Consider the following 19,507-nt stretch of genomic DNA (forward strand, 5'->3'; position numbering starts at 1 on the left):
TCGGGCGTCTGCAGCGGGTCGTTCCTGTCCGCTCGGCATCAGCCTCTGTGATGTGTCGACGATGTTAGATGCTTGCGCCAGAACGAAAGCGCGGAACAAGCCCAGCTTTGGGCTCCATTTCGGCGCATGAGCGATGCGCGCGGCAGCGTCGCGCAATGTTGCGTATCCTTGCCGAACGTCCTCTACTCCCGCGGAGTACCCCATGCAAACTCGCAGCATCGGCACATCGGATCTGAAAGTCGCGCCGCTCGTCTTCGGCGGCAACGTGTTCGGCTGGACGGCGGACGAACGCACGTCGTTCTCCATCCTCGACGCGTTCGTCGATCACGGCCTCGATTTCATCGACACGGCGGACGTCTATTCCGCGTGGGTCGAAGGACACCACGGCGGCGAATCGGAAACGATCATCGGCAAGTGGTTCAAAGAGAGCGGCAAGCGCCACAAGGTCGTGCTCGCGACGAAAGTCGGCATGCTCGGCACGCGCGCCGGGCTTTCGGCGGCGAACATCGCGGCGGCCGTGGACGATTCGCTGCGGCGTCTGAAGACCGATTACATCGACGTCTACTTCTCGCATCTCGACGACGACAAGACGCCGCTCGACGAAACGCTCGGCGCCTATCAGAAGCTCATTCAGGCGGGCAAGGTGCGGGTGATCGGCGCGTCGAACTACACCGGCGCGCGGCTGGAAGAAGCGCTGAAAGTGGCGAAGGAGTCGTCGCTGCCGGCCTATCAAATCCTGCAGCCGGAGTACAACCTCTACGACCGCGAAGGCTACGAGACGGACCTCGAACCCGTCGCCGAGGCGCACAAGATCGCGGTCGTCACGTATTTCAGCCTGGCAAGCGGCTTTCTGTCCGGCAAGTACCGCTCCAAGGAAGACATGCAGGGCAAGGCGCGCGGCTCGCGCGTCGAGAAGTATCTGAACGAGCGCGGCCTTAGGATTCTCGATGCGCTCGACGAAGCCGCGAAGCGCCACGACACCACGCCGGCGACCATCGCGCTCGCGTGGATCATCGCGCGGCCGAGCGTGACCGCGCCGATTGCGAGCGCCACGTCCGTGCAGCAACTGGAGAGCCTCGCGGCGGCCACGCGCCTCAAGCTCGATCCGGAGGAAGTGGCGGAACTGGACGAAGCCAGCGCCTGGCAGAAATAAATCTGTTGCATCAACGAGTTGCCGTGCTTCGAAGAGTTGGCACAGGCGCGGTGTTCTGGTAACATCGCGCCCGAATCGAGAAATGTGCCCGATTTTTCGGCCGATTTTTGCGCCGCTCCGCTGAAAATGACAACGTCAAAACGTTAATCGCCAGCGGAGAACGGCGCCGAAAGTGTGCGTTCAGGCGGTCCTTTCGTGCGCACATGCCGCTTTGCGGCTGAATCCCAACTCTCTCTTTTCCGGCCTCCGTGGCCGCTTTGCTCGTGTCCGCTGCGCCTTTTTGCGCCTTCTTACGCCCGGCGGACGATCGGAGTGCCGGCGCGCGGCGGGTTTTTCCGTTGCGCACTTAGAAATACGTTTAGCAAATCAGGATTGTCATGACCACTATTGTCCTCAAAGAAAACGAGCCGTTCGATGTCGCGATTCGGCGTTTCCGCCGCACCATCGAAAAGAATGGCCTGATCGCAGAACTGCGCGAGCGCCAGTCCTACGAAAAGCCGACCACCGAGCGCAAGCGCAAGAAGGCCGCGGCCGTTGCCCGCCTGCGCAAGCGCCTGCGTAGCCAGATGCTGCCGAAGAAGATGCACTAAAGCGTCTTTACGCCGGGCCGGTTTCTTTTCGGTCCGCGAAGGCAAAACGGCGGTGCGACCCGTGAGGGCGCACCGCCGTTTTTTATTGCGGATTTTTCTTGCGGTTTCTGCTCAGGCGAACGCGTGCCGCTTAGCGAGTGCGCCCAGCAAGTGCGGCCACTCGTCGACGCTGGCGTCGTCGTGAATCTGCTCCAGTTCGATCAGAAGGTCGATGATGACCGGATCGTAGGCATTCACATTCGACGCATACAGCGCGCGCAGCAGCTTGCCGTCGTGCGCGTGCCGGTAGTACGAGATACCGACGCCTTCGAGCTCCGCTTCGTAGACATCGTCACGCACCAGCGATCCGATCGCGCACTTGCGGCCGTACGCGCCTCTCAGGCGGCACGACCCGTTGTCATCTTCCGAGACGGCGCGCTGCGCCAGCAAATGCGCGCTCACGCGATGAAAGATCTCGTTCGAACTCAACATCGTGACAGGGCTCAATACCGCACCCGCACCGTTACGCAGCCGTTTTCAGAAGCTCGGCCGACAGACCGAACTGCCGCGCGATCGACGTGAGACGCTCGCGCCATTCCCATTTGCCGAACACGTCGTGCACGTTCTGCAGGCAAGAGAGCAGTTCGACAGTGGTCGGATCGAAGACGTTGATGCGCGCGCGCAGCAGAGCGCGTTTGAGCGCCGCGACGCCGACATCCATGTACGCCGGCACCGACTCGGGCGATTTCCCGATATAGCGGATCGGCACGCCTTCCATTGCCGTCACGTAGTCGCGCGGCTTGATGAGACTGCCGACCGGGCAGCCGCCGCAGTAACCGCGATAAGCGCCGCCCCCATGAGGCAGCAAAGCGGCTTGTCCCTGCGAGAAGAGATGCTGCACCGCGTTGTCAAAAATCTCCTGATGCGTCAGGAAGTTCAGGCTTTTCATGATCTTTCTCCCCTGCGCCCCTGCGCAGCGGCCATGCGTTGAGTTTCGAGCAACCTGCACTGCGGCGTCGGACGGCGCGCACGCCGACCGGCTACTGCTTCGAGCACGTTGTTTTTCCCGGCCTAGGGACACGCGTTTTCCCGTGTCCGTGTACTCGCGGCGGATCTCTCCACTCAGTGAACGATCCGCACACCGTCAGTTATAACGGCACGGCTCGGTAAAAAGGTGCGGTAGCGCACGCGAGAACGCCATTTTTACACGACACGGACGTTCGTGCAGTGCGGCAGAATCATGGCCCGCGCTTGTCGCGGCGCGGCTTGCGGCATGCTTCACCGCAAAAAAACGCGTGCGATGAGGACTTTCCCTAATGAGCGCTCTTTTGCGGGAAGAACGTTGCCAAAAAGCAAAAAGCGCCTTCATCGGATCAAGCTGAAGGTGTCGTTTTTTCCGGCGATTTGCGCTTTGTCTTAGGCTTGACGCGCGAGATACAGCCCACGGCGTGATCGTTCACCATGCCCGTCGCCTGCATGAAGGCGTAGCAGATGGTCGTGCCGACGAACTTGCAGCCGTACTGCTTCAGCGCTCGGCTCAGGGCATCGGACTCGGCGGTCGAGGCGGGCGTCGGATTGTTCGCGTCGCGCGGCGTGTCGATAGGCGCACCGTTCACGAACGACCACGCGAAGTCCGCGAAGGAGCCATGCTCGGCCTGGATGCGCTGAACCGCTTGCGCATTGATGACGGCGGACGCGATCTTCGCCCGGTTGCGAACCACGCGCGCATCGCCGACGATCCGCTCGATGTCCGCGTCCGTGAAGCGCGCGACCTTATCGATGTCGAACCCCGCGAACAACGCGCGATAACCCTCGCGCTTGTTGAGAATCGTCGACCACGAAAGACCGGCCTGCGCGCCTTCGAGCACCAGCATTTCGAAGAGATGACGGTCGTCGCGGGACGGGACGCCCCATTCGGTGTCGTGGTAATGCGCCATGGCGTCGGTGGTGGCCCAGGCGCAGCGTGTCGGTTCGGTGGCTGCCATTGCAAATCCTCGTTTCGGTCGCGCCAGCATAGCCGAACGCGATTGCCGCGCCACTCTGCCATTCGGCTAATTGGCGCGCGCCGCTCTCGCCGCTATGCTTGCGGCCATGAACACTTCCACGAATTCCGGATTCAACGGCTTCCTGCTCGGCATCGACGGCGGCGGAAGCGGCACGCGCGTGATTCTCGCCAACGCGCATGGCGTCGAACTCGCGCGCGCGAACGGCGGTCCTTCGGGTCTCGCGCTGGGCGTCGGAGAGGCGTGGCGTTCCATCGGCGATGCGTGCAAACGTGCTTTCGATGCAGCCGGCCTCGCCTTCGACTGGCGCGCCTGTTCGCTCGGCTGCGGCCTCGCGGGCGTCAACAACGCGGACTGGCTCGCGGCTTTTTTGAGCATGGCGCCGCCGGTCCTCGCGTTGAGCGTGGAAAGCGACGCGTACACGACAGTCCTCGGCGCGCACGGCGGCGGACCGGGCGTGATCGTGGCGCTCGGCACGGGCAGCATCGCGGCGTCGCTGGACGAGGAGGGCGTCTGCCGCATTGCGGGCGGATACGGCTTTCCGAGCGGCGACGAAGCGAGCGGCGCGTGGCTCGGCCTGCGCGCGGTGGTTCACCTTCAGCGCGTGCTGGACGGGCGAGTCCCGGCCGATGACTGGTCCCGCGCGCTCTTGCAGCTCACTGGCGCGACGGATCGCGACAGCCTCGTCGTGTGGCTGTGCGCATCGAACCAGACCGCGTACGCCACGCTCGCGCCGAGCGTGTTCGAATACCGCGAGCATCCGTCGGCGGCGCAGTTGCTGGAGCAGGCGGGGCGCGAGATCGAGTTGCTCGTCGCGGCGCTGGATCGGGATGGCGAACTGCCTGTCGCGCTGTGCGGCGGACTGGCCGCGCCATATGAGCCTTTCGTGCCGATATCGTTGCGCGAGCGCCTGCGCCGACCCCGCGCGGATTCGGTCGCGGGCGCCCTCGAACTGGCGCGGCGCGCGGTGGCGCCGGGCGGCGCGGCGGGGCGGCCCGGGAAAGAGCCGCGATAGAATAGTCAGCTTCGCGGGCGTTTTTCCGCTCAAACAGGGCAGCCATGTATTCGGTCATCGCAACTGATCTCGACGGGACGCTTCTCAACAGCGATCACCAGCTCGACCCGTTCACCGCAGAGACGCTGCGCGCGCTGGCATCGCGCGGCGTGCCGGTCATCATCGCCACGGGGCGGCATTATCGCGATGTGGCCGGCATCCGCGATCTGCTGGGCATCGACGCGTACCTGATCACGTCCAACGGCGCGCGCGTGCATGCGCCCGGCGACGAGCGCATCTACTCGCGGGATCTCGCGCCTGCTGCTGTGCGACGCCTCGTGCAGGCGGATGTCGCGGGCGCGCATGGCCGCGTGATCGTCAACCTGTTCGCCGACGATGCGTGGCTCATCGACCGTCACGCGCCCGAACTGCTCGTCTTTCATCAGGACTCCGGCTTCAAGTACGAAGTCATGGACTTGCGCGAGCATGACGGCGAGAACATCGCGAAGGTGCTGTACATCGGCGAGCCGGCGGACCTGAAGCACGTCGCCGCTAATCTGGAGAGCGAATTCGGCGATGCCTTGTATGTCACGTATTCGCTGCCGGACTGCCTGGAAGTGATGACGTCCGATGTGTCGAAGGGCCGCGCGCTGCGTTACGTGCTGGAGCGGCTGGATATGGATCCCGCGCAATGCGTCGCGTTCGGCGACAACATGAACGACATCGACTTGCTGGAAACGGCCGGCCATCCGTTCATGGTGAACAACGCGAATCCGGACCTGATCACGCGTCTGCCGCATGTGCCGCGCATCGGCAACAACTTCGAGGCGGGCGTCGCGCATCATCTGCGGAAGCTGTTCGATCTGCGCGACGACATCGCGTCGCCGCGCTGACTCTCTCACGCGCTTAACCAACGCGCCCGGCGTTCTGGTTAGCCGCGGCGGCCCCAGTCGTGCGAACGGTCGTGGTCCCAACCGGCGCGATTCCAGCGCCCGTTGTCGTGACCGTAGTCACGATGCCAGCGCGGTTCGTCATGACGCCAGTACGGCGCGCGATAGTGCGGCGCGGCAGGCCTCGCATACACGGGCGCCGGAGCGGCATAAGCAGGCGCGCCGAGCGACACGCCGACGTGAAGATCGGTATGGGCCTGAGCCGCTCCCACTGCACCGATGACAAGGCCGGTCGCGACGAGCAATTGAGTGACGATGCGCTTCATTGTGTTTCTCCTGGAAGGCGACGTGTGTCGCATGAGTCCAATGTAAGCGCCGGCCGTCTTACACGCTTCGACGACTTGTTACCGGGTGCAAGCGGGGCGTAAGCGCTCTTGCATGTCAGTGAGATACGCGCGAGCCTTATCCGGCGGGGCTTTGGGCTTCGAAGCGCACACTCGCCGACAAAATCATAAGCATGCTGCGTAATTCGCGATTACAACTGTCGCGCGGTTTTAATCCGCACGCGCGAAGCGCAAAACAAAACGGGCGCCGAAGCGCCCGTTTCACATGACCGACCCCGCGACTTACTGCGCGACAGCGCCGACTTTGCGTGCTTCCGAATTCGAAGCCAGCAGCGGATACAACACGCCCGCGACGATAGCGCCCGCGATAGGCGCGATCCAGAACAGCCACAACTGATCCAGCGCCCAGCCGCCGACGAAGAACGCCGGGCCGGTGGAACGCGCCGGGTTCACGGACGTGTTCGTGACCGGAATCGAAATCAGATGGATGAGCGTCAGGCACAGGCCGATGGCGATCGGCGCGAAGCCCTTCGGCGCGCGATCGTCGGTTGCGCCGAGAATCACGAACAGGAAGAAGAACGTCATCAGGAATTCGCAGACGAGCGCCGCGAACAGGGCGTAGTGCCCCGGCGAGTGCTCGCCGAAGCCGTTCGCGGCGAAACCGCTGCCGACCAGATCGAAGTTGGGCATGCCGGTGGCGATCAGCTTGAGCGCCAATGCGCCGAGCGTTGCGCCGACCACCTGCGCCACGATGTACGGCCCGAGGTCGCGCACGGGAAAGCGTCCCGCGACGGCCAGTCCGACGCTCACCGCCGGGTTCAGATGGCAACCGGACACGTGGCCGATGGCGTAGGCCATGGTGAGCACGGTCAGTCCGAATGCGAGCGAAACGCCCACGAACCCGATGCCCGTATGCGGGAAGCCTGCGGCCAACACGGCGCTTCCGCAGCCGCCCAGCACAAGCCAGAAAGTACCGAAAACTTCAGCGCCGAGACGCTTCGACAAATGCATGATCTTGCCTTCGTGAAATGTGAGAGACCTTTGATTTGACGCAAGAAAGCCTATTGCCCTTGCCGAGCGCAGTTTAAGGGCGGCTCTTTTTACGGACTGTCAAAATTGGTCGATTCACGGGCAATTCACGCTCGACGCAGAGATCTTCGGATTCCTCCTTGTTCGAAGCAGACCGCGTCAGCGGCCAGGCGAAAAAAATGCCGCCCAAAGGGCGGCATTCGAGAGCGGCAAGCTGCGCGCAATCAGCCAACGGCGACCTGACGCAGCACCGGACGCTTCGCGGCCTGCAGCATGGCCGTGTACGTGTCGACATAATTCTGCGCCATCGTCTTCGCGCTGAAGCGGCGTTCGAACTGCGCGCGAATTTCGGTGCGCGAGAGTTCGTCGATGCGATGCAGCGCGCCGACCGCGCCCGGCACGTCCTCGCAGATGAAGCCGGTCACGCCGTGATCGATGACTTCCGGCACCGAACCGCGGTTGAAGGCAATCACCGGCGTCCCGCACGCCATGGCTTCGATCATCACGAGGCCGAACGGCTCGTTCCAGTCGATCGGGAAGAGCAGCGCCTTTGCGCCCGACAGGAATTCGGGCTTCTGCGCCTCGTTGATCTCGCCGATGAACTCGACGTGTGCCTGCGACAGCAGCGGTTCGATGGTCGACTTGAAATAGTCTTGATCGACCTTGTCCACCTTCGCCGCAATCTTCAGCGGCAAACCGCTTTGCGCCGCGATCTTGATGGCGAGATCCGCGCGCTTCTCTGGGCAGATCCGGCCGAGAAACGCCAGATATTCCGGCTTCTTGTGCGTCTGCGGCGTCAGCAGATCGTCCGGCAGGCCGTGATACACCGTGTTCAGCCAGTTCGCCTGCGGCAGCGGTCCGCGCTGGTTGTCCGAGATCGACACGACGTTCGCCTTCGTGAACGTGTTGAAGATCGGCTGCAGTTCGGGCAGGTCGAGACGGCCGTGCAGCGTCGTCACGAACGGCGTGTCGAGCTGCGTGAACAGCGGAAACGGCATGTAGTCGAGGTGAAAGTGCAGCACGTCGAACTCGTGCGCGCGGCGGCGGACCGTTTCGAGCAGCAGCATGTGCGGCGCAAGCGGATCGCGGATCGTCGGATCGAGTCGCAGGGCGCGCGGCCAGGCCGCGTCGAGCGTCGCCCGAGTTTGCGAATCGCCGCTTGCGAACAAGGTTACATCGTGGCCGAGGTCGACGAGCGCATCCGTCAGATAAGACACCACGCGCTCAGTGCCGCCGTAAAACTTCGGAGGAACTGCTTCGTGCAACGGTGCAATTTGTGCGATTCGCATAACGTGACTCTCCTGAGTGGCCGCTGTCGGCGCGGTCGGCGCCGGTGGGGCCATGAAAGCTGTTGTGTGGACACCGCGATGGCGCTCCGGTCGAGCGTTGCGCGATGCCATTCGGGCGGGCCGCGGTGTGTCGCTCACGCCGCCCAAAGATCGGCCCGGCTCTCGACCGGGTTATCCCTTACGTTCATTATCGGGATCGAGAGCGGCATTTCACGTCATTTTTCAATCGCTTAACCTTGTTACAGCGCGAAACACCGGCTGTTACGAAGTCAAAAATTGCACTCAAGCGGTCGAAGGAGACGATTTCTACTGGCAATGCGAGCGGCGAGGCACCCGATAGCAGGCCGCGTGCCCGGGCAACCTCAAGTCCGTCTGGCCGCTGCCGATAAAGGCTTTTGCCGACGCGAGAGCGAATTCGACCGCGCATGTACGAACTTTTCCTACACGAATTCGGGCGAAAGTCTGTCGGCGCGTCGGCAGGTTTTTCCGATGGTCGCGACAGTCGCGCTGCCGGAAAATCGGGCCGACAACACGAGCGGGGCCGGATGCGTCGGGAATCGGCGTGTGCGAGCAAACGTTTCCCGCTGGGCCTGACCAGCCACGCAACGACTCGGGGGAAAGATGACGGCCACCACCATAAGCACGCTCGCGGAGATCCGCGAGGTGAAGTTGTCGTACGTGCTGCTCGCGCAGCGGCTGCTTCGGGAAAACCGCGTCCTGGCGATGCATCGCCTCGGGCTGTCAGAAGAGGTGGCCGAGATCGTGTCGTCGTTGACGCCGGCGCAGGCGGTGAAGATTGCGGCGTCGAGCCATGTGCTGTGCCGCTTCCGCTTCGACGACCACGCGATCCTCGCTTCGCTTGCCGACAAGGCCAAGCGCCCGGCGCTCGCGCAGGCGGACGCGGCGGTCGAAAGCGGCGAGGTCGCATCGACGAGCGAGTGCGTCTAACTGATTCAATCCGTCGCGCGACTTCGAAGGGAGTCGATCGCGCCATTGCTCCGCTCCCTGCCTCGACCCTACGCCCGCCATTCCTCCGCACGCTATGCCGCCCGCCGCCGCCCGCCGCCGCCCACGGGCCGGCCGCCCAAAGTTTTCCAGCCGGGTGCCGTAAACAGTCTTAACCGCGCAGGTGCGCCGGCCAATCCGCATTCCCAACCCTGAGGACCCGACTGTGCTGATTTTCGTTGGAACGCTCGTGACATTGCTGTCCGTTTTCGGCGGTTACGCGCTCGAAGGCGGCCATCTTGGCGCGCTCGTACAGCCGGTCGAAATATTGATGATCGCCGGCGCGGGCATCGGGGCCTTCATTCTCGGCAACGGCGTCAAGACCATCAAGTCGACGCTGCTCGTCATTCCCACGCTTTTCAAAGGCTCCAAGTACAACAAGGACGTGTACATGGAGCTGATGGGCCTGCTCTACGTGCTGCTCGCCAAAGCGCGCAAGGAAGGCACGCTCACGCTCGAAGCCGACATCGAAGATCCGCACAAGAGCCCGATCTTCAGCCAGTACCCGAAGCTGCTCGCGGACCATCACATCGTCGAGTTCATGACCGACTATCTGCGGCTCATGGTCGGCGGCAACATGAATGCGTTCGAAATCGAAAGCCTGATGGACGAAGAGATCGAGACACATCACGTCGAAGGCGAAGCGCCGGCACTGGCGCTGCAAAAAGTCGGCGACGCGATGCCCGCGTTCGGCATCGTCGCGGCGGTGATGGGCGTCGTGCATACGATGGCCTCCGCCGATCAGCCCCCCGCCATTCTCGGCGAGATGATCGCGCAGGCGCTCGTCGGCACGTTCCTCGGCATTCTCATTTCGTACGGCTTCATCGGCCCGCTTTCGAGCGTCGCGGAGCAGCGCGTCGCCGAGCAGACGAAGATGTTCCAGTGCATCAAGGTGACCATTCTCGCGAGCCTGAACGGCTACGCGCCGGCGATTGCCGTGGAGTTCGGCCGCAAGGTCCTGTTCTCCACCGAGCGCCCGTCGTTCTCGGAACTCGAAGAACACGTGCGCCGGGTGAAGGCGAAGTGACGCGCCTCGTTCTCGCGACCCCGACCGGAGCCCTGCGATGAGCAGCGAAAAAGACCGTCCCATCTTCATCAAGCGCATCGTCGCGGGCCGCAAGGGCCACCACGGCGGCGCGTGGAAGCTGGCGTACGCGGACTTCATGACCGCGATGATGGCGTTCTTCCTGCTGATGTGGCTGCTCTCGTCGACCTCGCCCGTGCAGCGGCGCGGCATCGCGGAATACTTCAACATGCCGCTGAAGGCGGCGATGGTCGGCGGCAAGACCGTCGGCATGGACAACAGCATCATCACCGGCGGCGGGCGCGACATCTCCAGCAACGATCCGGGCGATGCTCGCAGCTCGGACGGCAAGACGCAGTTCGCGCAAAGCGCGGCCGCGAAAGCCGACGAGGAACTGCTGAAAGCCGCGCAAGGCGAACTGGAACGGCGCGAGCAGGCGCGTCTTCACGACCTCCAGGTCAAGCTGATGGCCGCGCTCGAAGCGAATCCGACGCTGCACCAGTTTAAGCAGCAGATCCGCATCCAATCGACGCAGCAGGGCCTGCGCATCGAGATCGTCGATACCCAGAAACGCCCGATGTTCGCGCTCTCCAGCAACAGCGTGCAGCCGTACATGCGCGACATCCTGCGCGAAATCGGCCGGACGCTGAACGACGTGCCGAACCGCATCGTCGTGCAGGGCCACACCGACGCCGTGAAGTACGCGGGCGGCGAAAAGGGCTACAGCAACTGGGAACTGTCGGCGGACCGCGCGAACGCGTCGCGGCGCGAACTGGTCGCGGGCGGCATGGACGAAGCCAAAGTGCTGCGCGTGCTCGGCCTCGCGTCCACGCAAAACCTGAACAAGCAAGACCCGCTCGATCCCGAGAACCGGCGCATCAGCATCATCGTGCTGAACCACCGCGCGGAAGCGTCGATTCTGCGCGACGACGGCGGCTCGGCCGCGACGCTGGATAACGCTTCGGACGCCTTCGCGCCCGGCGCGACGCCGCTTCTCGGCCGGATTATGCCGGGCGCGGCGCGGAAATAAGCGCGCAGCGCGCAAATCTGCATAAAAAACGCTCAAGACTCCACACGTTTGCGCCGTCATCCGGAAAAGAGGCAGCGAGGCGCAGACCCAAAGGCGACACATGATCAAGAACATTCTGGCAATCGACGATTCCGCAGCCATGCGGCAGATCCTCTCTGCCACGCTGACGACGGCGGGCTATGAGGTGACGGTGGCGTCCGACGGCAACGAAGGGCTCGAATGGGCGCTCGCCGAGCGGTTCGATCTCGTGCTCACGGATCAGCACATGCCGCAAAAGAGCGGCCTCGACCTGATTGCGGAGCTGCGCGCCAACCACGCCTACCGCGCCACGCCGATTCTGGTGCTGACCACGGAAGACGGCGAGCCGTTCAAGGAAGCGGCGCGCGCGGCGGGAGCGACGGGCTGGATCGAAAAACCGCTCGATCCGGACCTGTTGACCGAAGTGGTCGCCGCGCTCTCCGAAGACACGCAGCACTGAAGCGAACAGCCAAAGCCAAGACAACTCGCGCGCACGCGCCGACGGTGAATCAAGCATGACACTCGACATTACCCAGTTCTATCAAACCTTCTTCGACGAAGCCGATGAACTGCTCGCGCAGATGGAGCAACTGCTGCTCGTCCTGGATATCGCGAATCCCGATCCCGAGGATCTCGCGGCGATCTTCCGCGCGGCGCATTCGATCAAGGGCGGCGCAGCCACGTTCGGCTTCACCGCGCTCACCGAAACGACGCACATCCTCGAATCGCTGCTGGACCGCGCGCGCAACAACGAGCTCGTGCTTCGCCGCGACATGATCGACACGTTCCTCGCGACCAAGGACGTGCTCTCGGACCAGCTCGCCGCGTACCGTGCGAGCGCCGAGCCGGATGCGGCCGCCGCCGCCGCGATCTGCGCGAAGCTGGAACGCCTGAAGAACGAAGACGCCGCGCCGCAGAGCGCGCCCGTCGCCGAAGAGCCGGTGACGCCGGCAGTCATCGGCGAAGTGGACGTCGCGCCGGCCTACGAAGGCCCGAACGCGCCGCCCGCGCACGTGATCGCGCAGGCCGCCGAAGCCATCGAGGACGACGGCAACTGGGACGGCGCCTTCGAACTTAACGACGGCGCAACGAGCCATGCAACGAATGCGGGAACCGCGGCCGGCACGCCGGCGGCGGAAGCAGGACCCCACCTGAAAGTTACGCTACGGGGGGTGGGCGAGAAGGACCTGGCGACCTTGACCGAGGAGCTTGGGAACCTGGGCAGTATCGTCGGAGAGAAAAAGACCGACGCCGAACTCGTGCTTTGGCTCGATTCGGACGTCTCATCCGATGACATCGTGGCCGTGTGCTGCTTCGTGATCGACGAATCGCAAATCACGATCGGCCGCGGCGACGCGCATCACGTTGCGCCCTCGGCAGCGTCCGAGCCGGCGCAAGCGAAGCAACACACGCTACAGGCAGAGCCGCCCGTATCGCAGGCGCAGGAAGCGCCCGCATCCGCGGCGCAGCACAAAGAAGAAGCGGCGAAGGCGGCGGCGAATGCGGAAACGCAAGCTGCTGCCGCCATCCCGTCACGCGAAGCACAACCGAAGGCCGCCACCGGCGACGCCGAGAAGAAAGCGCGCCCGGCCGCAGCGGCATCGGCGGAAGGCAGCTCCATTCGCGTCGGCGTGGAGAAGGTCGATCAGCTCATCAACCTGGTCGGCGAACTGGTCATCACGCAGGCAATGCTCGCCGAAACCACGAGCACGTTCGACCCTGCATTGCACGACCGTCTTTTCAACGGCATGGCGCAGCTCGAGCGCAACGCGCGCGACCTGCAAGAGGCCGTCATGTCCATCCGCATGATGCCGATGGATTACGTATTCAGCCGCTTCCCGCGACTCGTCCGCGATATCGCGGGCAAGCTCGGCAAGGACGTGGAACTCGTCACGTTCGGTCAGGCGACCGAACTGGACAAGAGCCTGATCGAGCGCATCATCGATCCGCTCACGCACCTCGTGCGCAATTCGCTCGATCACGGCATCGAGACCGTGGAAGCGCGCCGCGCGGCGGGCAAACCCGCGACCGGGCAGCTCGTGCTGTCGGCGGCGCATCACGGCGGCAACATCGTGATCGAAGTGAGCGACGACGGCGCGGGCCTGCGCCGCGACAAGATTCTCGCGAAGGCGCAGAAGCAGGGCATGCAGGTTTCCGACTCCATGACCGACGAGGAAGTCTGGCAACTCATCTTCATGCCGGGCTTCTCGACCGCCGAACAGGTCACGGACATTTCCGGCCGCGGCGTCGGCATGGACGTGGTGAAGCGCAACATCCAGTCGATGGGCGGCCACGTCGAAATCATGTCGCGCCAGGGCGCGGGCACGACCACGAAGATCGTGCTGCCGCTCACGCTCGCGATTCTCGACGGCATGTCGGTGAAGGTCGGCAACGAAATCTTCATTTTGCCGCTCAACTTCGTGATGGAGTCGCTGCAACCGGTCGCCGATGACATCTACACGGTCGCCAACGGCGAGCGCGTGGTGCGCGTGCGCGGCGAATATCTGCCGCTGATTGCGCTGCATCAGGTGTTTTCGGTCGAAGGCGCGCGCACGGAGCCGACGCAGGGCATCGTCACGATCCTGCAAACGGAAGGACGGCGCATGGCCATGCTGATCGACGAACTCGTCGGCCAGCAGCAAGTGGTCGTGAAGAACCTCGAAACGAATTACCGCAAGGTGCACGGCATCTCGGCGGCGACGATTCTCGGCGACGGCAGCGTCGCGCTGATCGTCGACGTAGCCGCGCTCAATCGCGAATCACGCGCGCAGCACTCGCACACCCATTAAACACATCGACCGAACCTGGGGTTTCTCATGGCAGACATCCAATCGATTCAAAACGCAACACTGTCGCGTCGCGATGCGCAGCACGCCGAAGCCGCCGGACAAGAGTTCCTCGTCTTCACGCTCGGCGCCGAAGAGTACGGCATCGACATCCTGAAAGTGCAGGAAATTCGCGGCTACGACAGCGTCACGCGCATTGCGAACGCGCCCGCGTTCATCAAGGGCGTGATCAATCTGCGCGGCATAATCGTGCCGATCGTGGACATGCGCATCAAGTTCAATCTCGGCCGCGTGGAGTATGACAACCAGACGGTCGTCATCATCCTGAACGTTGCGCATCGCGTGGTGGGCATGGTGGTGGACGGCGTGTCGGACGTGCTCACGCTGACGCAGGATCAGGTCATGCCCGCGCCCGAATTCGGCGCGACGCTGACCTCCGAATATCTCACCGGCCTCGGCACGGTCGAGGGCCGCATGCTGATCCTGATGGATATCGAAAAGCTCATGACCAGCCGCGAGATGGAGTTGATCGACTCGGTCGCCGCTTAACGAGGTGCCCGCACGCGTCGCGGGCGAAGGAAAGGAAGCCATGTTCAAGAAGTTGTCCATTCGCACGACGCTCACGCTCGTCGGTCTGTTGTTCGTCGGTTGCGCGGCCGTCATCGGCGCGCTTTCGCTCGTCGGCCTCAATTCCGCGAGCGCCTCGCTCGACTCCATCGCCAAGGAAGACATGGTGGCGATGCGCGCGCTCGCGGACACGTCGTCGTATCTGCTGCGCTCGCGCATCACGCTCGACCGCGTGCGCTCGCTCACCGAAGCGGGCAACGCCGACGAAGCGAAGAAGGCGATGGAGCGCGGCCAGTTCCTGCTCGACAAGAGCTACGAGAACTGGAAGCTCTATCTCGACACCAAGAAGCCGATGCTGCCGCAAGCGACGCTCGACACGCTCGTCGCGCAGCACGACACGCTGATGAAGACCGGCGTCGAGCCGGAGTTCGCCGCGATGCGCGCGAACGACATGGCCGCGTACCACGCCATTGCCGACACGAAGATCAGCCCGATGTTCGTCGCGTTCGATCAGGCGGTCACGGCGGCGGTTTCGTTCCAGCAGAAGCACGCGGAAGAGTCGCGGGCGAGCGCGGCGTCGCAGAACGCGACGCTCAGCATGGTCATCGGCGGATTGCTCGCGCTCTCCGGTCTGCTGCTTTTCGCCACGCGTTTCGCGCTGCGCAGCCTGATCGTTCAGCCGATCGACGACGCGGTGGAACACTTCGAGCGCATTTCGCGCGGCGATCTCACGAAGTCGGCGCACACGGACAGCACGAACGAAATCGGCCGTCTTTTCGCGGGCATCGAGCGCATGCGCGCGAACCTGACCGCGATGGTCGGCGCGGTGCATCGCGGCGCGGAATCCATCGATGTCGGCGCGCATGAAATCGCGAGCGGCAACACGGATCTGTCGCAGCGCACGGAAGAGCAGGCGGCGTCGCTGCAAGAGACGGCCTCCAGCATGGAACAGCTTACGAGCACGGTGAAGCAGAACGCGGACAACGCGCGTCAGGCGAGCCAGCTTGCAGTGAACGCATCGGATATCGCGTCGCGCGGCGGCGAAGTGGTCGAGCAGGTCGTCGATACGATGAACGCCATCGCGTCCAGTTCGGGCAAGGTGGTGGACATCATCGGCGTGATCGAAGGCATCGCGTTCCAGACCAACATTCTCGCGTTGAACGCGGCAGTGGAAGCGGCGCGGGCGGGCGAAGAAGGTCGCGGCTTCGCGGTCGTGGCGGGCGAAGTGCGCTCGCTCGCGCAGCGCAGCGCGGCGGCGGCGAAGGAAATCAAGGCGCTGATCGGCGATTCGACCGAGAAAGTGCAGAGCGGCTCGCAACTCGTGACGCGCGCAGGCGAAACCATGGGCGAGATCGTGCAGGCGGTGCGCCGCGTGACCGACATCATGGGCGAGATCAGCGCGGCGTCGGAGGAGCAGTCGGACGGCATCGAACAGGTCAATCGCGCCGTGACGCAGATGGACAGCGTGACGCAGCAGAACGCGGCGCTCGTGGAGCAGGCGGCGTCGGCGGCGGCATCGCTCGAAGATCAGACGCGGCAATTGAAGGAAGTCGTCGGGCAATGGCGCATCGCGGGCGCCGTGCCGGCGTCGGTGAAGCCGAGCGCGGCCGTCGCGGCTGCGCGCCTGGCGCCTGCCGTGGCGAAGGCTACGCGCGTCGAGCCGACGTCGCGTGCATCGTCCGCGAGCGCAGCGAAAGTTGCAGAGCAGCCTAACGTCGCGCCGGAAACGGCCGTTATCAAGGATAAGGCCCGCGATGCAGCGAAGCCGGCAAGCGCAGCGAAAGCCGCGCCCCGCGTGAGCGCACCGGCGGCGGCAACCGCCCCGCGCGCGAAGGCCACGACCGCCGACGACGGCGACTGGGAAACGTTCTAAGCGCATCGGCCAGCACCGGTCGGGCGCGCGGATGACGAAACAACCCGGCGCACGACCGGCGCAGAAGCGAAAGTAAGCACGCAGCAGGCGCAAACAGAGCAAGAGGCACCAGAATGGCAACGCGTAATGCAACCAACGCACGCGTCGAACTGGCCGGCGGCATACGCGGTCCGGAAGTCGAGCGCGATTTCGAATTCACCGTGGCGGACTTCGCCCGGATCCGCGAGCTGATTCATCGCCGCGCAGGTATTTCGCTGTCCGACCACAAGCGCGACATGGCCTACAGCCGGCTCGCCCGACGCCTGCGCGCCTGCGGCATGGACACGTTCAAGCAGTACCTCGACCGTCTCGAAGCCAACGACGACAACGCCGAGTGGGAAGCCTTCGTCAACGCACTGACGACCAACCTGACGGCGTTCTTCCGCGAGTCGCATCACTTTCCGCTGCTAGCGGACTTCGTGAAGCGCCGCCAGCAGCCGGTGTCGGTGTGGTGCTCGGCGGCATCGACGGGCGAGGAGCCGTATTCGATCGCGATGACGCTCGTCGAGGCGCTCGGCGAGCAGGCCGCGCGTCACTGCACGGTGTTCGCGAGCGACATCGACAGCCAGGTGCTCGCCAAGGCGGACGCGGGCGTGTATTCGCTCGATCAGGTGAAAGGGATACCGGTGGAACGCCTGAAGCGGTTCTTCCTGAAGGGCACCGGCTCGCACGCGGGCTTCGTCAAGGTGCGCCCGGAGTTGCGCTCGCTGGTGAGCTTCGGCCGCGTGAATCTGACGGACGCGCGTTACGACGTGAAAGGCCCGTTCGACGCGATCTTCTGCCGCAACGTGATGATCTACTTCGACAAGCCGACGCAAGGCCAAGTGCTCTCGCGCTTCGAGCCGCTGATGAAGCCGGGCGGCCTCCTGTTCGCCGGTCATTCGGAGAACTTCACGTATGTGTCGCAGGCGTTCCGGCTGCGCGGCCAGACGGTCTACGAACTGACGCGCGACACGAAAGCGGCGGGCGCGCCGAAGCGCGTGCTCGCGGGAGAGCCGGCATGAGCGGGCTGCCGATCGCGTCGAATCTGTATTTCGACAACCATTTCAAGAAGCCCGGCGTGAAGCTGCTGCCGAACGAGTTCTACATGACGAGCGAAGACATGGTGCTCGTGACGGTGCTCGGCTCGTGCGTGGCGGCGTGCATCAACGATCGCACGGCGGGCATCGGCGGCATGAATCACTTCATGCTGCCCGATGACGGCTCCGATCCGTCGCACGCGTCGTCCGACTCGATGCGCTACGGCGCGTATGCGATGGAAGTGCTCATCAACGAACTCATCAAGCGTGGCGGACGCCGCGAGCGGTTCGAGGCGAAAGTGTTCGGCGGCGGCGCGGTGCTCGCCGGCATGACGACGATCAACATCGGCGATCGCAATTCGGAGTTCGTGCGGCGCTATCTGGCGCTGGAGAAGATTCGCATCGTCGCCGAGGACTTGCAGGGCATGCATCCGCGCAAGGTCGCGTTCATGCCGCGCACGGGACAGGTGATGGTCAAGAAGCTGAAGACGCAGCACGACCCGGTCGTCGTCGAGCGCGAGCAGGCGCTCGTGCAGCGCACGCCGGAAGAGCGCGCGGAACGGCTGGCAAGGGCGCGTGCGCGCGTGGAACTGTTCGGCGCGGAGCGCGCGAAACCCGCGGCGCCCGGGACGAAGCCGCGCGTCGAGCTGTTCGGCGCGTCGGGAACGGCGGCCGCCGCGCGGGCGATCGACGGAGTCGCGCGGACGTCGCGCATCGCGAAGGCCGCGGAGGAGGCGTGAGCATGTTGAATGCATCGAATGGCGGCAAGGAAGCCGCAGCGAAGATCAAAGTTTTGTGCGTCGACGACTCGGCGCTCGTGCGCAGCCTGATGACCGAGATCATCAACTCGCAGCCCGACATGCACGTGTGCGCGACCGCGCCCGATCCGCTCGTCGCGCGCGAGCTCATCAAGCTGCATAACCCGGACGTGCTGACGCTGGATGTCGAAATGCCGCGCATGGACGGACTCGACTTTCTCGAAAAGCTGATGCGCCTTCGGCCGATGCCGGTCGTGATGGTGTCGTCGCTGACCGAGCGCGGCAACGAAATCACGCTGCGCGCGCTGGAACTGGGTGCGGTGGACTTCGTGACCAAGCCGAAAGTCGGCATCCGCGACGGCATGCTGGACTACGCCGAGAAGCTCGCCGACAAGGTTCGCGCCGCTTCGCGGGCGCGCGTGCGGCAGATCGCGCACGCGGCGAGCGCGCCGAGCACGCCGGGCCACGCGGGCGCGAAGCCCGCGCCGCTCATCAACAACCCGCTGGTGTCGACGGAAAAGCTCGTGATCGTCGGCGCGTCGACGGGCGGCACGGAAGCGATTCGCGAAGTGCTCGTGCCGCTGCCGCCCGACGCGCCCGCCGTGCTGATCGCGCAGCACATGCCGCCGGGCTTCACGAAGTCGTTCGCGCAGCGCCTGAACGGGCTGTGCCGCATCACGGTGAAGGAAGCGGAGCACGGCGAGCGCGTATTGCCGGGTCATGCGTATATCGCGCCGGGCCACGCGCACCTCGTGCTCGCGCGCAGCGGGGCGAACTACGTCGCGCATCTGTCGGATGCGCCGCCGGTGAACCGGCATCGTCCGTCGGTGGACGTGCTGTTCCGTTCGGCCGCGCAGCACGCGGGCAAGAACGCGATCGGCGTGATTCTGACCGGCATGGGCCGCGACGGCGCGGCGGGGCTGCTCGACATGCAGCAGGCGGGCGCCTACACGCTCGCGCAGGACGAAGCGAGTTGCGTGGTGTTCGGCATGCCGCGCGAAGCAATTGCAATGGGCGGCGCAAGCGAGATCGCGCCGCTTTCTGAAATGAGCCGGCGCGTGATGGCGCGGCTGGCATCGATGGGCGAACGCGTGCAGCGCGTCTGATTTAACTGAAT

20 protein-coding genes are annotated in these 19,507 nt (G+C 64.4%); 14 read left to right on the forward strand and 6 right to left on the reverse strand.

The features are described 5' to 3' along the window. Positions 1-202: 202 nt before the first annotated feature. Both LDZ26_RS00500 and rpsU read left to right on the forward strand, forming a co-directional pair. Complete coding sequence (locus tag LDZ26_RS00500) at positions 203-1,153, forward strand: aldo/keto reductase (RefSeq protein WP_244847692.1); 951 nt, start codon at positions 203-205, stop codon at positions 1,151-1,153. Between the two features lie 377 nt (positions 1,154-1,530). After that, a complete protein-coding gene (rpsU, locus tag LDZ26_RS00505) occupies positions 1,531-1,743 on the forward strand; it encodes a 30S ribosomal protein S21 (protein WP_159837708.1) in 213 nt (70 codons plus the stop codon). 111 nt (positions 1,744-1,854) lie between these two features. Here the strand turns inward: rpsU and LDZ26_RS00510 are convergent, their stop codons facing one another. The 3 genes from LDZ26_RS00510 to LDZ26_RS00520 all read right to left on the reverse strand — a co-directional run bounded on the left by LDZ26_RS00510 (position 1,855) and on the right by LDZ26_RS00520 (position 3,707). Next, positions 1,855-2,214, reverse strand: coding sequence for a hypothetical protein (locus LDZ26_RS00510; RefSeq protein WP_244847693.1), 360 nt, complete (start codon positions 2,212-2,214; stop codon positions 1,855-1,857). A gap of 31 nt (positions 2,215-2,245) precedes the next feature. Beyond that, complete coding sequence (locus LDZ26_RS00515; RefSeq protein ID WP_244847694.1) at positions 2,246-2,671, reverse strand: hypothetical protein; 426 nt, start codon at positions 2,669-2,671, stop codon at positions 2,246-2,248. A gap of 424 nt (positions 2,672-3,095) precedes the next feature. After that, positions 3,096-3,707 carry a DNA-3-methyladenine glycosylase I gene (locus tag LDZ26_RS00520; protein WP_244847695.1) on the reverse strand — a complete coding sequence of 204 codons (612 nt, stop codon included), beginning with the start codon at positions 3,705-3,707 and terminating at the stop codon, positions 3,096-3,098. Positions 3,708-3,813: 106 nt separating this feature from the next. Here LDZ26_RS00520 and LDZ26_RS00525 point away from each other — a divergent pair, with 106 nt between their 5' ends. Further along, positions 3,814-4,740: a BadF/BadG/BcrA/BcrD ATPase family protein gene (locus LDZ26_RS00525; RefSeq protein ID WP_244847696.1), complete on the forward strand. Its 927-nt coding sequence runs from the start codon at positions 3,814-3,816 to the stop codon at positions 4,738-4,740. Between the two features lie 44 nt (positions 4,741-4,784). Continuing rightward, the gene (locus LDZ26_RS00530; RefSeq protein WP_244847697.1) at positions 4,785-5,612 is read left to right on the forward strand and encodes a Cof-type HAD-IIB family hydrolase; all 828 of its coding nucleotides are present in this window, start codon (positions 4,785-4,787) and stop codon (positions 5,610-5,612) included. 38 nt (positions 5,613-5,650) lie between these two features. Here LDZ26_RS00530 and LDZ26_RS00535 read toward each other — a convergent pair whose 3' ends face one another. The 3 genes from LDZ26_RS00535 to LDZ26_RS00545 form a co-directional block, all read right to left on the reverse strand. Then, positions 5,651-5,935 carry a hypothetical protein gene (locus LDZ26_RS00535; protein WP_244847698.1) on the reverse strand — a complete coding sequence of 95 codons (285 nt, stop codon included), beginning with the start codon at positions 5,933-5,935 and terminating at the stop codon, positions 5,651-5,653. Positions 5,936-6,235: 300 nt separating this feature from the next. Further along, complete coding sequence (aqpZ, locus tag LDZ26_RS00540; RefSeq protein WP_244847699.1) at positions 6,236-6,964, reverse strand: aquaporin Z; 729 nt, start codon at positions 6,962-6,964, stop codon at positions 6,236-6,238. 242 nt (positions 6,965-7,206) lie between these two features. Then, entirely contained in the window at positions 7,207-8,271 is a 1,065-nt protein-coding gene (locus tag LDZ26_RS00545; protein ID WP_244847700.1) for a glycosyltransferase family 4 protein, read from the reverse strand. Positions 8,272-8,892: 621 nt separating this feature from the next. On the opposite strand from LDZ26_RS00545, the gene flhD reads away from it, so the two are divergent. The 10 genes from flhD to LDZ26_RS00595 all read left to right on the forward strand — a co-directional run bounded on the left by flhD (position 8,893) and on the right by LDZ26_RS00595 (position 19,496). After that, positions 8,893-9,219 (forward strand): flagellar transcriptional regulator FlhD, encoded by a 327-nt coding sequence (gene flhD, locus LDZ26_RS00550; RefSeq protein WP_244847701.1) that lies wholly within the window; start codon positions 8,893-8,895, stop codon positions 9,217-9,219. Between the two features lie 223 nt (positions 9,220-9,442). Continuing rightward, the gene (motA, locus tag LDZ26_RS00555; RefSeq protein WP_244847702.1) at positions 9,443-10,303 is read left to right on the forward strand and encodes a flagellar motor stator protein MotA; all 861 of its coding nucleotides are present in this window, start codon (positions 9,443-9,445) and stop codon (positions 10,301-10,303) included. 37 nt (positions 10,304-10,340) lie between these two features. Further along, positions 10,341-11,330, forward strand: a complete 990-nt coding sequence (motB, locus tag LDZ26_RS00560; protein ID WP_244847703.1) for a flagellar motor protein MotB — start codon at positions 10,341-10,343, stop codon at positions 11,328-11,330. Positions 11,331-11,430: 100 nt separating this feature from the next. Further along, complete coding sequence (locus LDZ26_RS00565; RefSeq protein ID WP_175939044.1) at positions 11,431-11,808, forward strand: response regulator; 378 nt, start codon at positions 11,431-11,433, stop codon at positions 11,806-11,808. 55 nt (positions 11,809-11,863) lie between these two features. Next, complete coding sequence (gene cheA / locus LDZ26_RS00570; RefSeq protein WP_244847704.1) at positions 11,864-14,137, forward strand: chemotaxis protein CheA; 2,274 nt, start codon at positions 11,864-11,866, stop codon at positions 14,135-14,137. Between the two features lie 27 nt (positions 14,138-14,164). Continuing rightward, positions 14,165-14,683 carry a chemotaxis protein CheW gene (cheW, locus tag LDZ26_RS00575; protein WP_175939048.1) on the forward strand — a complete coding sequence of 173 codons (519 nt, stop codon included), beginning with the start codon at positions 14,165-14,167 and terminating at the stop codon, positions 14,681-14,683. Positions 14,684-14,723: 40 nt separating this feature from the next. Continuing rightward, positions 14,724-16,574 carry a methyl-accepting chemotaxis protein gene (locus tag LDZ26_RS00580; protein ID WP_244847705.1) on the forward strand — a complete coding sequence of 617 codons (1,851 nt, stop codon included), beginning with the start codon at positions 14,724-14,726 and terminating at the stop codon, positions 16,572-16,574. Positions 16,575-16,687: 113 nt separating this feature from the next. Next, positions 16,688-17,617, forward strand: coding sequence for a CheR family methyltransferase (locus LDZ26_RS00585; RefSeq protein ID WP_244847706.1), 930 nt, complete (start codon positions 16,688-16,690; stop codon positions 17,615-17,617). Then, positions 17,614-18,372 (forward strand): chemoreceptor glutamine deamidase CheD, encoded by a 759-nt coding sequence (gene cheD / locus LDZ26_RS00590; RefSeq protein WP_244847707.1) that lies wholly within the window; start codon positions 17,614-17,616, stop codon positions 18,370-18,372. Before LDZ26_RS00585 ends, cheD begins: the two co-directional genes overlap by 4 nt. Positions 18,373-18,374: 2 nt before the next feature. Beyond that, positions 18,375-19,496 (forward strand): chemotaxis response regulator protein-glutamate methylesterase, encoded by a 1,122-nt coding sequence (locus LDZ26_RS00595; RefSeq protein ID WP_244847708.1) that lies wholly within the window; start codon positions 18,375-18,377, stop codon positions 19,494-19,496. The last annotated feature ends 11 nt before the right edge of the window (positions 19,497-19,507 follow it).

The sequence above is a fragment of the Caballeronia sp. SL2Y3 genome (assembly GCF_022879575.1).
In the GTDB taxonomy this organism is placed as follows: Bacteria; Pseudomonadota; Gammaproteobacteria; order Burkholderiales; family Burkholderiaceae; genus Caballeronia.

Coding starts and splice junctions, on each gene's coding strand:
- LDZ26_RS00500 (WP_244847692.1), top strand. CDS start 203: ATGCAAACTCGCAGCATCGGCACATCGGATCTGAAAGTCGCGCCGCTC.
- rpsU (WP_159837708.1), top strand. CDS start 1,531: ATGACCACTATTGTCCTCAAAGAAAACGAGCCGTTCGATGTCGCGATT.
- LDZ26_RS00510 (WP_244847693.1), bottom strand. CDS start 2,214: ATGTTGAGTTCGAACGAGATCTTTCATCGCGTGAGCGCGCATTTGCTG.
- LDZ26_RS00515 (WP_244847694.1), bottom strand. CDS start 2,671: ATGAAAAGCCTGAACTTCCTGACGCATCAGGAGATTTTTGACAACGCG.
- LDZ26_RS00520 (WP_244847695.1), bottom strand. CDS start 3,707: ATGGCAGCCACCGAACCGACACGCTGCGCCTGGGCCACCACCGACGCC.
- LDZ26_RS00525 (WP_244847696.1), top strand. CDS start 3,814: ATGAACACTTCCACGAATTCCGGATTCAACGGCTTCCTGCTCGGCATC.
- LDZ26_RS00530 (WP_244847697.1), top strand. CDS start 4,785: ATGTATTCGGTCATCGCAACTGATCTCGACGGGACGCTTCTCAACAGC.
- LDZ26_RS00535 (WP_244847698.1), bottom strand. CDS start 5,935: ATGAAGCGCATCGTCACTCAATTGCTCGTCGCGACCGGCCTTGTCATC.
- aqpZ (WP_244847699.1), bottom strand. CDS start 6,964: ATGCATTTGTCGAAGCGTCTCGGCGCTGAAGTTTTCGGTACTTTCTGG.
- LDZ26_RS00545 (WP_244847700.1), bottom strand. CDS start 8,271: ATGCGAATCGCACAAATTGCACCGTTGCACGAAGCAGTTCCTCCGAAG.
- flhD (WP_244847701.1), top strand. CDS start 8,893: ATGACGGCCACCACCATAAGCACGCTCGCGGAGATCCGCGAGGTGAAG.
- motB (WP_244847703.1), top strand. CDS start 10,341: ATGAGCAGCGAAAAAGACCGTCCCATCTTCATCAAGCGCATCGTCGCG.
- LDZ26_RS00565 (WP_175939044.1), top strand. CDS start 11,431: ATGATCAAGAACATTCTGGCAATCGACGATTCCGCAGCCATGCGGCAG.
- cheA (WP_244847704.1), top strand. CDS start 11,864: ATGACACTCGACATTACCCAGTTCTATCAAACCTTCTTCGACGAAGCC.
- cheW (WP_175939048.1), top strand. CDS start 14,165: ATGGCAGACATCCAATCGATTCAAAACGCAACACTGTCGCGTCGCGAT.
- LDZ26_RS00580 (WP_244847705.1), top strand. CDS start 14,724: ATGTTCAAGAAGTTGTCCATTCGCACGACGCTCACGCTCGTCGGTCTG.
- LDZ26_RS00585 (WP_244847706.1), top strand. CDS start 16,688: ATGGCAACGCGTAATGCAACCAACGCACGCGTCGAACTGGCCGGCGGC.
- cheD (WP_244847707.1), top strand. CDS start 17,614: ATGAGCGGGCTGCCGATCGCGTCGAATCTGTATTTCGACAACCATTTC.
- LDZ26_RS00595 (WP_244847708.1), top strand. CDS start 18,375: ATGTTGAATGCATCGAATGGCGGCAAGGAAGCCGCAGCGAAGATCAAA.